This is a genomic window from Marinobacter xiaoshiensis, from assembly GCF_031631795.1.
Classification (GTDB): domain Bacteria; phylum Pseudomonadota; class Gammaproteobacteria; order Pseudomonadales; family Oleiphilaceae; genus Marinobacter; species Marinobacter xiaoshiensis.
On the sequence record NZ_JAVMBO010000003.1, the window covers coordinates 378,442 to 391,851 of the forward strand.

The 13,410-nt window shown below is 54.8% G+C and carries 12 protein-coding genes; 4 read left to right on the plus strand and 8 right to left on the minus strand.

Annotation, left to right across the window (positions count from 1 at the left end; genetic code table 11):
- Positions 1-139: 139 nt before the first annotated feature.
- Positions 140-571: a CBS domain-containing protein gene (locus RKA07_RS01720; RefSeq protein WP_200201681.1), complete on the minus strand. Its 432-nt coding sequence runs from the start codon at positions 569-571 to the stop codon at positions 140-142.
- Between the two features lie 205 nt (positions 572-776).
- Between RKA07_RS01720 and RKA07_RS01725 the strand changes: the two genes are divergently transcribed.
- Both RKA07_RS01725 and RKA07_RS01730 read left to right on the plus strand, forming a co-directional pair.
- A complete protein-coding gene (locus RKA07_RS01725) occupies positions 777-2,138 on the plus strand; it encodes an alanine/glycine:cation symporter family protein (RefSeq protein ID WP_200201447.1) in 1,362 nt (453 codons plus the stop codon).
- 176 nt (positions 2,139-2,314) lie between these two features.
- Positions 2,315-2,968: a peroxiredoxin gene (locus RKA07_RS01730; RefSeq protein ID WP_200201448.1), complete on the plus strand. Its 654-nt coding sequence runs from the start codon at positions 2,315-2,317 to the stop codon at positions 2,966-2,968.
- A gap of 93 nt (positions 2,969-3,061) precedes the next feature.
- Here the strand turns inward: RKA07_RS01730 and RKA07_RS01735 are convergent, their stop codons facing one another.
- From RKA07_RS01735 to RKA07_RS01760, 6 genes are all read right to left on the minus strand, one after another.
- Complete coding sequence (locus tag RKA07_RS01735) at positions 3,062-3,844, minus strand: MetQ/NlpA family ABC transporter substrate-binding protein (RefSeq protein WP_310965537.1); 783 nt, start codon at positions 3,842-3,844, stop codon at positions 3,062-3,064.
- Between the two features lie 27 nt (positions 3,845-3,871).
- A complete protein-coding gene (locus RKA07_RS01740) occupies positions 3,872-4,537 on the minus strand; it encodes a methionine ABC transporter permease (protein WP_200201449.1) in 666 nt (221 codons plus the stop codon).
- On the minus strand, positions 4,537-5,544 hold the full coding sequence (locus tag RKA07_RS01745; protein WP_200370604.1) for a methionine ABC transporter ATP-binding protein: 1,008 nt from the start codon (positions 5,542-5,544) through the stop codon (positions 4,537-4,539). Before RKA07_RS01745 ends, RKA07_RS01740 begins: the two co-directional genes overlap by 1 nt.
- Positions 5,545-5,656: 112 nt before the next feature.
- On the minus strand, positions 5,657-6,760 hold the full coding sequence (locus RKA07_RS01750; RefSeq protein ID WP_310965384.1) for a PLP-dependent cysteine synthase family protein: 1,104 nt from the start codon (positions 6,758-6,760) through the stop codon (positions 5,657-5,659).
- A gap of 65 nt (positions 6,761-6,825) precedes the next feature.
- Positions 6,826-7,440, minus strand: a complete 615-nt coding sequence (locus tag RKA07_RS01755; RefSeq protein WP_200370608.1) for a hypothetical protein — start codon at positions 7,438-7,440, stop codon at positions 6,826-6,828.
- Between the two features lie 111 nt (positions 7,441-7,551).
- A complete protein-coding gene (locus tag RKA07_RS01760) occupies positions 7,552-9,054 on the minus strand; it encodes an amidase (RefSeq protein ID WP_200370610.1) in 1,503 nt (500 codons plus the stop codon).
- Positions 9,055-9,106: 52 nt separating this feature from the next.
- On the opposite strand from RKA07_RS01760, the gene RKA07_RS01765 reads away from it, so the two are divergent.
- Together RKA07_RS01765 and RKA07_RS01770 are read left to right on the plus strand one after the other, a co-directional pair.
- Positions 9,107-10,246, plus strand: a complete 1,140-nt coding sequence (locus tag RKA07_RS01765; RefSeq protein ID WP_200370618.1) for a transglycosylase SLT domain-containing protein — start codon at positions 9,107-9,109, stop codon at positions 10,244-10,246.
- On the plus strand, positions 10,237-11,004 hold the full coding sequence (locus RKA07_RS01770; protein ID WP_310965385.1) for a sulfite exporter TauE/SafE family protein: 768 nt from the start codon (positions 10,237-10,239) through the stop codon (positions 11,002-11,004). The genes RKA07_RS01765 and RKA07_RS01770 overlap by 10 nt, the downstream gene beginning before the upstream one ends.
- Before the next feature lie 10 nt (positions 11,005-11,014).
- On the opposite strand, the gene RKA07_RS01775 is transcribed toward RKA07_RS01770, so the two are convergent.
- Positions 11,015-13,360, minus strand: coding sequence for a sensor domain-containing diguanylate cyclase (locus RKA07_RS01775; protein ID WP_310965386.1), 2,346 nt, complete (start codon positions 13,358-13,360; stop codon positions 11,015-11,017).
- Positions 13,361-13,410: the final 50 nt, after the last annotated feature.

Consider the following 13,410-nt stretch of genomic DNA (forward strand, 5'->3'; position numbering starts at 1 on the left):
ATTCAGTACGGCCCGATAAGCTCCAGATGCTACGCTTTGTAACAAAATGCCTTAAAAGCGTCATATAAAGCTACAGATATAAATTCCACATACCCTCCCTCTGTCTATCGGGAAGGCTGTGTTTAGCGGCTGGGCTTTATCAGTCGTCGTCGCGGGTGCCCTTCGAAAGTTCCAGCCCACACCCAATGCGGGCAAGCTCAGCGAGAACCGCTGCGCGCGTCACAATTCCAATGAGCTTTCCATGCTCCACAACAGGGTAAACTTTCGGCTTACCAGAGCCAAGTTTCTGGGCGAGGTCAACAATCGCCATGTTTGGTGAAATCGCCAAAGGCTCACGGAACATAACATCGTCCACAATCGGGTCACCTTCACAGTGATAGTTACTGACCAGCAAGGCATGGATGCAATCCTGTTCTGAAACGAACCCCAGTATACGCCGCTCCGCATCCACCACTGGCAGCCCGGTTATATGATTTTCAAGCAGTGACTTGACCACCTGTGTCAGCGGTGTTCCGCAACGGATGGGCTCAATATGATTGGACATGACATTGGAGACTTTAAGCGCACACATGGTTAACTCCTTACGGTTTTGATAGCCCAGCAGCAGTAACTGGTTCCTGACCCGATACTCTACTGTAAACATAGACAATTGGCGCCTAATCCTCCATTTTCCACTCTCTGAGTTTACAGATGCCAATATGTGACTAAACTCAACCAGTTATACTCCTTGCGGTTTAAATCACAACATCAAGCCATGGCACAAAAAGGGGAACCCCATGGAAGCCTTTGAAAACATTGTTGGTTCAATTAACGGGCTGGTCTGGGGACCACCCATGTTGATACTGATTCTTGGCGTTGGATTGTTCTTGAGCCTCGGCCTGAAACTCATGCCAGTGCTGAAGATTGGTACCGGCCTCAGGTTAATGTGGTCAGGACGCAGCTCCAAAGACGCAGAATCCGAGGGTGAAATCCCCCCGTTCCAGGCACTGATGACCGCCCTTGCTGCAACCGTCGGAACCGGCAATATCGCCGGCGTAGCAACCGCCATTTTCCTTGGCGGGCCGGGTGCTCTTTTCTGGATGTGGCTCACCGCCCTCGTGGGTATGGCCACCAAATACTCTGAAGCCGTGCTTGCGGTACGCTTTCGTGAAGTGGATGAACGTGGCGTCCACGTTGGCGGCCCCATGTATTACATCCGTAATGGTCTTGGCAAAAAGTGGGCCTGGCTGGGTGTACTCTTTGCGATTTTTGCTGCTATTGCCGGCTTTGGCATTGGCAACACAGTACAAGCCAACTCGGTTGCCGACGTTATGGAGGCCACCTTCGGCCTGCCACACTGGATCTCAGGCGTTATTCTGATGGTACTTGTGGGTCTGGTGCTGATTGGCGGTATCCGCCGCATTGGCCAGGTCGCCAGCGCCCTGGTTCCCCTGATGGCACTTTCCTATCTGGTTGCAGGCCTGGTTGTTCTTGGCATTAATTTCTCGGAAATCCCAAACGCATTTGCCCTGATCTTCGAGCATGCCTTCAGCCCCATTGCAGCAGAAGGTGGCTTTGCCGGAGCAGCCGTGTGGGCCGCAATACGTTTTGGTGTCGCCCGCGGTGTCTTTTCCAACGAAGCCGGCCTGGGTTCTGCGCCAATTGCTCATGCGGCAGCCCAAACCAAAAATCCGATTAACCAAGGCATGGTGGCCATGCTGGGCACCTTTATCGATACCATTATCATTTGCACTATCACCGGGCTGGTTATCATTACCTCTGGTACCTGGACATCTGGCGAATCCGGCGCTGAACTCACCTCCATGGCCTTCGCGCAGGCGCTTCCGGGCATTGGTGATTATGTAGTTGCTCTTGCTCTGGCAATCTTTGCATTTACCACCTTGCTTGGCTGGTCATTCTACGGAGAGCGCAGCGTAGAGTTTCTGTTCGGGGTGAAGGCTATCGTGCCTTACCGTATTGCCTGGATCCTTGCCATTCCTCTTGGTGCAACCGTAAATCTGGGTCTGGTATGGCTGGTGGCAGACACACTGAATGCCATGATGGCACTGCCAAACCTGATCGCCCTGTTGTTACTCAGCCCGGTTGTATTCAAATTGACGAAAGAACACTTTGAACGAAAAACGGCTGCAGGGTTCTAACACAGTAATAGCTCAACAGGCATCCGGTGCGGGATGAGGTGAATCAAGTGACCCTTGCAAACAGGTCATCCCGCACCAATGATACTCGTATACACTTACTGGATAGTTCCGGTGGGCAGATGCCCGCTGGAAGCTCGAATAAAGCCACTAACAAGTGACACCGAAGGAGAGCAAATATGAGCTTACGTTTAGGCGATACTGCGCCGGATTTCGAACAGGATTCCAGTGAAGGCAAGATTTCTTTCCACAGCTGGCTAGGTGACAGCTGGGGTGTGCTGTTTTCTCACCCGGCAGACTTTACGCCAGTGTGCACCACAGAACTTGGCCTGACTGCGAAACTTAAAGACGAGTTTGCACAGCGCAACGTCAAAGCCATCGCGCTGAGCGTTGACCCCGTTGATTCCCACCATGAGTGGATCAAAGACATCAACGAAACCCAGGGCTGCGCGGTGAACTTCCCGATTATTGCAGACCACGACGGTAAAGTTGCCGAGCTGTACGACATGATTCACCCCAATGCCGACAGCACGCTTACCGTACGTTCGCTGTTCGTGATTGATCCGAACAAAAAAGTTCGTCTGATCATCACTTATCCAGCGAGCACCGGCCGTAACTTCAACGAAGTTCTGCGGGTAATTGATTCTCTGCAACTGACCGACGACCACAAAGTTGCCACCCCGGGTAACTGGGAGCGCGGCGGAGACGTGGTGATTGTGCCATCGCTTCAGGATGAAGATGAGATTGCGAGGCGCTTCCCCAAGGGCTACAAGAAGGTGAAGTCCTACCTGCGGATGACGCCAGACCCCTCAGCTAACTGGGGTGGCGAGTAATCACCAGCGCCAGTGTCTGAATGCAAAAAGCCGGGCAGTTTTCACTGCCCGGCTTTTTTTGTACTGCTTTTTCAGGTTGTGTTCTGGCTTCGATCAGAATGCCGGAACAACGGCACCTTCATACTTTTCTTTGATGAACTTGCGAACCGCATCAGATTTCAATGCATTCGCAAGCTTCTGCATGGCATCGCTGTCTTTGTTGTCAGGACGCGCAACCAGAATGTTCACATACGGCGACTCGGAACCTTCAATAATCAGCGCATCTTCAGACGGGTTCAGGCCCGCTTCCAGCGCGTAGTTGGTGTTGATCAGTGCAACATCCACCTGGCCAAGAATTCGTGGTAAGGTTGCCGCTTCCAACTCTTTGAAGTCGAGTTTTTTCGGGTTGTCGGCAATATCACGCGGGGTTGCGGTGATCTTGCTGCCGTCTTTCAGAGTGATCAGCCCGGCTTTCTGCAGCAATAGCAGTGCGCGGCCACCGTTGGTGGGATCATTTGGAATGGCAACAGTTGCGCCATTTTTCAGCTCATCCAGAGACTTGATCTTGTTCGAATAAGCGCCAAACGGCTCAACGTGAATACCGGCAACCGTCACCAGGCTAGTGCCACGGCCGTCATTGAACTCATCAAGGTACGGCTGGTGCTGGAAGAAGTTGGCATCCATACGCTTCTGGTCTACTTGTACGTTTGGCTGGATATAGTCGGTGAATACTTTCACATCCAGTTCCACGCCCTGTTCTGCCAGCTGTGGCTTCACAAATTCCAGCAGTTCAGCATGGGGTACAGGGGTTGCTGCTACAGACAGCTTCTCAGCGGAGACCGCAGCGGAAAAAACAGATGCGGCAGCCAGTGCCACCAGGGCTTTCTTAAAGCTCATCATTCACTCTCCTGTTAAATTGAATAACTACTTACGACTGAAATACAGAACCAGACGGTCGCCGGCCATCTGCAGCACTTGTACGAAGATGACCAGAAGCGCGACAGTGATGACCATTACGTCTGTCTGGAAGCGCTGGTAACCAAACCGAATGGCCAGATCACCCAGGCCGCCACCACCAATAACGCCAGACATGGCCGCGTAGGACACGAGCGTGATCGCAGTAACAGTGATGCCGGCGATGATGCCCGGAAGTGCTTCAGGCAGCAAGGCACCAAAAATGATCTGTCGCACGTTGGCACCCATTGCCTGTGTGGCCTCAATGATGCCACGGTCCACTTCACGCAATGAGGTTTCCACCAGTCTTGCAAAGAAGGGCGCACCACCGGCAACCAGAGGCGGAATCGCGCCGGCCACACCCAATGAGGTGCCAATCAACATCACGGTGAAGGGAATCATCACTATCAGCAGAATAATGAATGGCACTGAGCGAAGCACGTTCACTACAAAGGACAATACGCCATATGCCAATGGCTGCTCCAGTAGCTGTCGCTTACTGGTTAAAAACAGCAATACACCAATGGGCAGGCCAGCCAGCACACTGAACAGCAGCGACATGCCTACCATTACCAGTGTATCCCAGCTTGCTATACCAATTTCTGGCCAATCCACGTTACTTAGTAAGGCTTCCATCAGCGCAGCACCTCCACGTGTACATCGGCTGCTTCCAGTGCGGTCATGGCCGCCTCCAGGTCGCCACCGATAAGCGAAAGCGTTAGCTGGCCGTAGGGCGTGTCTTTTATGTGATCGATGCGGCCAGAAAGTATGCTGAAATCAACACCCGACGCACGTGCCACGCTGCCCAGCAGAGGCTGGTAGGTGGATTCGCCCTTGAAAGTCAGCCGCAAAATACGGCCATTGGCCTTTTGCAGGTCTTCCTGCATTTCCTGGCTATCGATGCTTTCGCTTTCAAATACGAAGTCCCGGGTGGTAGGGTGTTTCGGGTGCAGGAAAACCTCACTCACAGGGCCCATTTCCACCACGCGACCACCGTCCATTACTGCAACCCGGTCACATACTCTGCGCACAACATCCATTTCGTGGGTAATCAGCACGATGGTGAGGCCAAGCTCTTTATTGATCTCGGAAAGCAAACGCAGCACCGACTGGGTCGTTTGGGGGTCCAGTGCGCTGGTGGCTTCGTCACATAACAGGATGGTTGGTCGGCATGCCAATGCCCGGGCTATACCCACTCGCTGTTTCTGACCGCCCGACAGCTGAGAAGGATATTTGGTGGCGTGATCAGCCAGGCCAACACGATCCAGCAATTCCTGCACCCGATCGCGAATTTCCGTTTTGGAATATATACCCGCCAACTTCATGGGGAAGGCGATGTTGTCCGAAACGGTTTTTGAGGAAAGCAGATTGAAGTGCTGGAAAATCATCCCGACTTTACGGCGGAACGCACGCAATTCGGCAGCGCTGTAGCGGGTGATATTCTCATCATCAATCAGAATTTCACCTCCTGTTGGCGGCTCAAGAAGATTGATCAGGCGCACCAACGTGGATTTTCCCGCCCCGGAATGCCCGACAATCCCGAAAACCTCGCCATTTTCAATGGTCATATCGGTTGGGTGCAGCGCGGGGATCGCCCGGCCGTCCACCTGATACGACTTCTGTACCTGGTCAAATACAATCACGATCAGCGCCTTGTGAGTGCAAGAATAAAGCCGACGATTATAGCCTATTCACCCACCAAACCCGAACCCACAAATCGCTACAAGAACTCGTACCGTTGAGCAACGCGCAGAATCAGCCCGTGGTCGTGCTTTCAAGGCCTGGCTCAAACACGCCGCTACGATCGAAGTTATCCAGGGCCCTCTCCCATTCCGTTAGATCCAGCCCCTGGCTGGCAATCCAGGCGGGGTTGAAATAGGTGTCGATATAGCGATGGCCACCGTCACACAGAAGTGTGACGACTGAACCTTTCTCACCAGCTTTTTGCATCTCGCTGACCAGGCTCAGCGTGGCAATCAGATTAGTACCCGTAGACCCTCCGCAACGCCGCCCCAGGTGCCGTTCGAGATAGCGCAACGCAGCGAAACTGGCGGCGTCAGGCACGCGCACCATGCGATCGATAACCGCGGGATTGAAAGAGGGCTCCACCCTTGGGCGGCCTATACCCTCAATACGTGAGCCGCACTGGCCAGTGATATCCGATCGGCCGCTGGCGAAAGCCTCATAAAACACCGAGTTTTCAGGGTCGGCTACGCACAGTTCACAGCCTTGAGCGATGTGGCCGCCGTAGCGGATATAACGCCCGATAGTTGAGGAGGTGCCACCAGTGCCGGCGCTGACCACAATCCAGCGAGGAACAGGATGTGGTTCCCGTTGCAACTGCTGGAAAATGCTCTCAGCAATATTGTTGTTGCCACGCCAGTCCGTTGCTCTCTCGGCATAGGTGAACTGATCCATGTAGTGACCGCCCAGCTCACTGGCCAACCGCTGCGATTCGGTGTAAATCTCGCTGCCGTTATCAACCAGATGACACTCACCACCATAAAATTCTATCTTGGCGATTTTTTGGGCCGATGTCGTTCTGGGCATCACAGCTATGAAGCGCAACCCCAGGAGCTTGGCAAAATAGGCCTCGGACACCGCCGTAGAACCGCTGGATGCTTCGATGACGGGTGTATTCTGCGTGATCCAGCCGTTACAGAGCCCAAACAGAAAAAGCGAGCGCGCCAACCGGTGTTTGAGACTGCCGGTGGGGTGGGTCGACTCGTCTTTGAGGTAGATATCTACATTCCGCAGCCCGGGCAGATCCAGCTTGATCAGGTGGGTGTCAGATGATCGATTGAAATCTGCATCAATACGGGCAATGGCATCGGATAGCCAGCGGGCGTTATTTACCATGGTTGTGGGTCCTGAAAGCCGGGCGCCTGGCCCGGCATTTCAATTCAGGTTTTGGGAATTATCAGTTAGTGCAACGCCCGCAACTGTCTCGGATACAGCGCAGCACTGACTTCCGGTTCATCCATAAATCCAGACAGTTCAAGATCAACGTCCATATCCTCACCATGTTCTGGCAGGGGGTCAAACAGCGTGCTGAGCCAGGAGGCGATTGATGGCTCCTCGTCACGCCGGTAATCCGTAGACAACGCCTTGATACGGCGAAAGCCGATGATGCGCTGATGCTTGGGGTCCCGGATCTGTTCAAATCCACGCCAGTAAACATGATCCCGAGTGTGGAGTTGCACAAACAAGGTATCTATCGGCTCGTTTGGCTCGTCCTCGGAGCTATCACTTGATGAGGCTTCAAGGCCATCATCTGCTTCGGTTTCCTTCTTTTTCTCACGAATGGTTGTCCAGGCCGGGTACAAAACCGCCACGGCATCCGCTTCAACATGCTCCCGGGCAGCGCGGAGAATCAATCCCCAGCGTGCCTTGTCGGCATCGGTTTCAAGTGAGTTGATGGGCAGGTCATAACTTTGTTCACTGGCAAGAACAATCGCCATCATGGGAGCATCCAGCTCTCCCATGGCTTCTGCCTGTGCTACTGATACCAGTTCTTCGATTGCCATCGGTTGGTTCATAATACGCTCGCCTCCTCGATGCCATCAGGGTGTAACAGGAAGATGGTCTCCCTGACACACAGCATAGCCTGATACGCGTAGAAAGATAAACGTGGGGTTTCGATCAACAGATCACAAGCCCGCTGCAGGAAAAGCATTTTCCAGCCGTTCGTAATAGCCAAACCAGGGCGCGGCTTCTTCAAGCTGAGCCGCCAGCTGCAGCAATACGCCTTCACCGCCATGGGGCGCGCCCAGCTGCACACCAACGGGCAGCCCATCGGCCGTCCAGTGCATGGGCACAGACATGGCCGGTGTTCCGGTCAGGTTGGCAAGCTGGGTAAATGGTGTGCGGGCCAGGCTGTCCATCGCAATCTGATCCACCTGGCCGCTACGGTGCAGCACTTTCCCCGCCTTCAGGGCCAACATCAGCTTTGCGGCCATTTTCAGGTGCGCCGGCGTGTCCAGCTCACCGATGCGCGCAGGCAATTGGCCGGTGGTGGGGCAGAGGTAAAGATCGTAGCCCGCAAAAAACGCGCCCAGCGCGCGGGCGAACTCATTCCACTGCTGGCGACGAAGCACATAATCGGACAGCGGCATGGTATCACCCAGCATGCCCATCAACCGTGTATCCAGCTCAAAATCACTGTCTGCAGCACCAAGCTGGCTCCTGGCTTTCGCTATCAAGGCCGACACTTCTCCAAAATAGAGGCCAAGGTAGCAACGGGCCAGCGCCATGCCATCGAACTCCGGCCGGGCGTATTCAACCTTGTGTCCCAGGTTTTCCAGAATCCGCGCAGTTTCCTCAACCGCAGCAACACATTCGGGAGCAACCGCGGTATCGTAGGGTGACGCGGTGAATACACCAATCTTCAGGCTGCCGGGCGACTTCTGCATCAAATCTGCATAGGCTTCGCCGGGGCCTGGAATAACAAACGGATCACCAGAAGCCGGGCCACTGAGCACATCTAACATGGTCGCACTGTCGCGTACCGTGCGGGTAACCACATGATCTGCCGAAGCGCCCGTCCAGGCCTCGCCTACCAAAGGCCCATTGGAGATGCGCCCGCGAGAAGGTTTGAGCCCGAACAAGCCGTTATAAGCTGCAGGGATACGGATTGAGCCACCGCCATCGTTTGCACCAGCCATGGGCACCACACCGGCTGCAGCGGCAGCACCGGACCCACCGCTGGAACCGCCCGGGGTAAGATTGGTGTTCCACGGATTGCGTGATGGCCCCCACAACTCGGATTCCGTCACCGCTTTGAGGCCGAACTCCGGCGTTGCTGTACGTCCCATAAACACCAGCCCACCCTCACGGGCACGGCGCACAAACTCGGAATCCTGAGGCGCAATGTAATTCCGGAAGCCTCGGCTGCCATAGGTGCAGGGCCGATTACCCTGCTCCTGAGCCAAATCCTTGAGCAACAGGGGCACACCTGCAAACGCTCCTTGCTTTGGAAAGTCCTGAGCCAGGGCTTCTGAAAACTGAGGAAAACAGATGGCATTCAGGGCGCCATTCACAACGGTTGCCCGTTCCACTGCAGCCTCGCATACTTCCCGGGAAGTCACTTCGCCACGGCGGATAAGATGGGCCAGTGCGGTGGCGTCATAACGCAGATATTCAGATTGCTTCATAGCGGCGCCCATTTGTTATTGTGGTGCCCGGAATGCCACGGACACATTGCTTATGTACACAAGATTCGCAAGCTTACGTCAGCTTGCTGCTATTTTCATCCTGACTGTGCTGGCGCCTACAGCAGCGCAGTCAGAGGAAAATCAGTCCGAAGCCGAAAGCACTGATACTGCAGGCTGGACCGCCATTGTGAGGAACTCGCCCTACTGGGTCAGCCAGGGCGTTTACACCAATATCCTTACAATCCGCCGATGGGTTCTGAAGGAATCCGGTTATTGCTCAAACACAGATCGCCACATTCTGTTCGATATGCGCGGGCAATTTTTGGGGTGGATCAGCAATGGTGCTACCAGTGCCGCCACTCAGCAGCGTCTTAACGACACCCGCCAGGCACAGCACGCAAAAGGAGTCACGGATGAATGGATTGCCGGGAGCGCCACTACCAATGGCTACCCGTTTGCATTAGCTTGTGACCAGCCCCACGTAGACCTGGATCTTGCCGTTGGCCGCTATCTGGGCGCCAGGAGCAGAGACCGTGTTTGGGGTGCCTGGGACGACCTCTCCTTCGCCACGCGCGAAAACCCGGGATCGCTACACGATGCGCTGATGTACATAGTTCAGCTCAGGAGCGAACAAAGCCGATATACGTTGCCGGCGGTTTTACCCAGGTATCTTGCCGGGCAAATCCTGATTGAAAGCGGTGGGCAAGCCCGCGCGCACTCCCGTGCCGACGCTAAAGGCATTCTTCAGCTGTCTCCCTCCGCCCTGAATGACTGCCAGATCAAGCCGCAAAACTATTGGCACCGGTTGGCGCAGATTGATTGCGCCTTGCGCCTGATGCACCAGAACGCCCGCAATCTGCAACCGGCCTTTACCGAGCGCTTCGGCCACCTGCCCGAAGACAAACGCAACGAGTTGTTTGTGCTCTTGCTGGTTCAGGCCTACCACGGTGGTGCTGGCCGGGTGCAGGCGCTTCTTGATGATGAAACCCTGGCAAAGCCAGCGGAATACTTCGCAGCCAACCACGAACGCTTCACCGCAGGGGATATCGCCTTTGGCATGGTGTTTCACAATCTGGGCCGGGACAGACTTGGGCTGGCATCCCTGTATTATGTGGCCGATGTGCAGCTGGCAACCGAAGCCTTATGCCGAACATCCACTCTTGAATCTGAGGAATTCTGCGCGTGGAAATAGCTTTGCTTCCTGAGAGCCTGAGCCTGTCAGTAGCGATTTTCCTGCTGGCGAGTTCTGTTGTTACCTCAATGATCACCGCCAGCCTGGGTGCTGGCGGGGGTGTTCTCCTGTTGATTCTGATGGCCACATGGATGCCTGCAGCCGCTATTATTCCTGTGCACGGCATGATTCAGCTGGGTTCTAACGGTGGCAGGACAATTCTGACCTGGAAGCACATCGACTGGAGAACCATTGCGGCGTTTGCCCCCGGCGTTATCCTGGGCGCAGCGGCGGGAGCCTGGTTGCTGGTGAGCCTGCCAGCCTATTTATGGCAGCTGGCCATTGCAGGCTTCGTGCTCTACCTGTGCTGGGGACCATCATTACCAAAAGGTGCCTTCGGCCCGGTTGGTGTTTTTATCGCTGCCGCACTAACCAGCTTTATCAGTCTGTTTGTGGGTGCTACTGGCCCGCTGGTCGCAGCGTTTATCAAACAGATTCATGCAGACCGGTTTCGCACTGTCGCCACCTTTGCCACCGCCATGGTTCTGCAGCATGCCCCCAAGGCCCTGGTTTTTGGTGTGACGGGGTTTGTGTTCGCGCACTGGCTGCCGTTCATCCTGGCCATGATTGCCTGCGGCTTTGTCGGTACCTGGTTAGGATTGCGTGTTCTGCACTCACTGAACAACCACTGGTTCAGCAAAGCGCTCAATCTGGTTCTGACCGTTCTGGCTTTACGCCTGATTTGGCAGGCCAGCCTCGCAGCACACTGGTGGGCGTGACGTTATCTTGTTACTGCTCTGGCGCAGGTATAACGACAACCCGGTTGCGGCCTTTTGATTTGGCTGCATAAGCGCCTTCATCGGCGCGGGCAACCACGTCTTTGGGGTCCCGGTCTGTCGGGAGCAGTTCAGTCACTCCAATACTGGCCGTAACGCCAAATATACGCCCTTCGTGCTCTATTTTTAGCGCCTCAACGCCTGCGCGAATGCGCTCGGCAAGGGTTTTGGCTCTGCCCATCCCGCACGCTGGCAGAATGATGCCAAACTCGTCGCCACCCAAGCGGGCAACCGTATCCGACTGGCGCACCGAGTCTTTGAACAGATCGGAAAGCCGACGGAGCATTTCATCACCAAGCAGGTGCCCACCTTCGTCGTTCACCGGTTTGAAGTGGTCAAGATCGATGAGCATTAACACTGAGCTTGTGTCCTGTCGCGGCATATCGCCCAAGCATTTGTTAAGCGATGCGGTGAAGGCCCGACGGTTCAGAAGCTGCGTCAAACTGTCGTGGGTTGCCTCCCAGGACAACCGCTCTTCCTGACGCCGGCGCTCGGCATCATCCCGAAGGACAAATACCAGCCGCTCATTTTGCCGGCCCTGGCGGATATGAATCATGCTGAGGTCTACATCAAACAGATCGCCGCTGGCATTGCGAAGGGTAACGTAAAGGCTGTCCAGATCATTGCCACCCAAAAACCACTCGTGGCTGAGAGCCTGATCCTCATGATCAATTCCCACCAGCTCAAATACGTTTTTACCAACATACTCCCCACCGGCACCCAAAAAGCGAGCCGCGGCCTGATTTGCGTAACGGATAACACCGCCGGTATCGGCCATCAAAACACCGTCTTGCATCACGCCCAGTATGATCTCCGCTCTCTGCTGTTCGTCTCGCAGAGCTTCCTCTACTGCCAGTTCGTGGGAAATATCCCGTACAACCGTGATGGTACCCATTACCTTTTCAGGTGTTTCAAGGATCGCCGTCATTACCTGACACCATACTGGCGAGCCGGCATTCGGCCCTTGCAGCTGAAAGCGGCCACGGAATACTTCCTGCTCTTCAAGCGCCTGCTGCCATCCCTGAATCACCGCATCACGATCACTTTCACAAACGCAATCAAATAGATGAGAACCTGAAAGCTCGGCCAGTCTCAGGCCAATAATGTTTTCAAATTGCGGGTTCACGAACTCAATGCGACCAAGAACATCAGCTTGGACAATGCCGATAGGTGCACCCCGGGAGAGTGAACGGAAAAACGCTTCCCGCTCGGCAAGAGAACTCAGAACATCATCACGCTCATCCATGACCATGTTGAATATGTCAGCCACCTGGCTTATTTCTGAGCTACCCGAGACTCCAACCGGGTTGTTTCGCACGCCCATGTGGCGCTCACGCACCTGCTGACCAAGCTCGCCCAAAGGCGCCATCAGGCGACGGAAGCGCCACATGGCCATTGGAACAATCAGCAGGATCACTACCAACAAAACCCAGAGAAACGCATCCTTGATTCGGGTAGCCGGCGCGTAGGCTTCCCGAGCGGGCCAGACAGCCGCGACAAACCAGGGCACCTCAGACATTTGCTGCACCGACAGGATAATACTCTCACCCTCAGAGCTACGGGTTCTGGCGGTGCCTTCAAATCCACCCATCGCATCTTGCAGCAGGGGGTTCGCATCGCTTATCGGCCGCATAACTTCACCAGTCCGGCCATTGGCCAGAACCATCCCGCCACGGGTTACGATGGCCAAATAGCCCGTTTTGCCAATGCGGATATCAGAGAATTCTTCAATAAGGTGCTCACCCGCAAGCGATATTGCGCCCCCGAGCATGCCAATAAACCGCTTGTTGTGATCAAACAGAGGGACCGCCACCATGACAGCAGCTCTACCTTGGTAGTGGGAGCGGTAGGGTTCACTGATGAGGGGGGCAAGTTGCTCAGAGGATATGCGAAAGTAGGAACGGTTGCTGACATCTGTCCCGATCATCTTCAAAGTCTCGGGATTTTCCGCAATCACCTTACCTGTCGCATCAATCAGGTAAACACCATCAAACAAGTGCTGCAAGGCCGTTTGGCGACGCATAAGAATTTTTGCACGCACTTCAAAAGCCGCTTCACTCATGGTCAGGCTTTCAGCGACGTGGCTCAATGCATCGAGACGCTGCGACAGCTTGTCGTCCAGTTCTCCGGCAACGAGCTGCGCAATGGTTTCAACCTGGGTTGCCGCCTGCTGCTCAAGCTCCGATCGGCTGAGAAGCGCGCCTGCAAGCGCAACCAGCAGCGCCGTCAAAACAACAAAGCCCACAACGAGAAGCACCGCCCGATTGACCAGGCTACCCAGCCAACGACCAATTAGCACAGCAGATTTTCTCGGTTCTGCAGCGATTGAATGTTAATGGCAAGGCCTCC

Excerpts from the sequence above, each read along its gene's own strand:
- RKA07_RS01725 (WP_200201447.1), top strand. The coding sequence starts at position 777 with ATGGAAGCCTTTGAAAACATTGTTGGTTCAATTAACGGGCTGGTCTGG.
- RKA07_RS01735 (WP_310965537.1), bottom strand. The coding sequence starts at position 3,844 with ATGAGCTTTAAGAAAGCCCTGGTGGCACTGGCTGCCGCATCTGTTTTT.
- RKA07_RS01750 (WP_310965384.1), bottom strand. The coding sequence starts at position 6,760 with ATGGTAAATAACGCCCGCTGGCTATCCGATGCCATTGCCCGTATTGAT.
- RKA07_RS01720 (WP_200201681.1), bottom strand. The coding sequence starts at position 571 with ATGTGTGCGCTTAAAGTCTCCAATGTCATGTCCAATCATATTGAGCCC.
- RKA07_RS01760 (WP_200370610.1), bottom strand. The coding sequence starts at position 9,054 with ATGAAGCAATCTGAATATCTGCGTTATGACGCCACCGCACTGGCCCAT.
- RKA07_RS01730 (WP_200201448.1), top strand. The coding sequence starts at position 2,315 with ATGAGCTTACGTTTAGGCGATACTGCGCCGGATTTCGAACAGGATTCC.
- RKA07_RS01765 (WP_200370618.1), top strand. The coding sequence starts at position 9,107 with ATGTACACAAGATTCGCAAGCTTACGTCAGCTTGCTGCTATTTTCATC.
- RKA07_RS01740 (WP_200201449.1), bottom strand. The coding sequence starts at position 4,537 with ATGGAAGCCTTACTAAGTAACGTGGATTGGCCAGAAATTGGTATAGCA.
- RKA07_RS01755 (WP_200370608.1), bottom strand. The coding sequence starts at position 7,440 with ATGAACCAACCGATGGCAATCGAAGAACTGGTATCAGTAGCACAGGCA.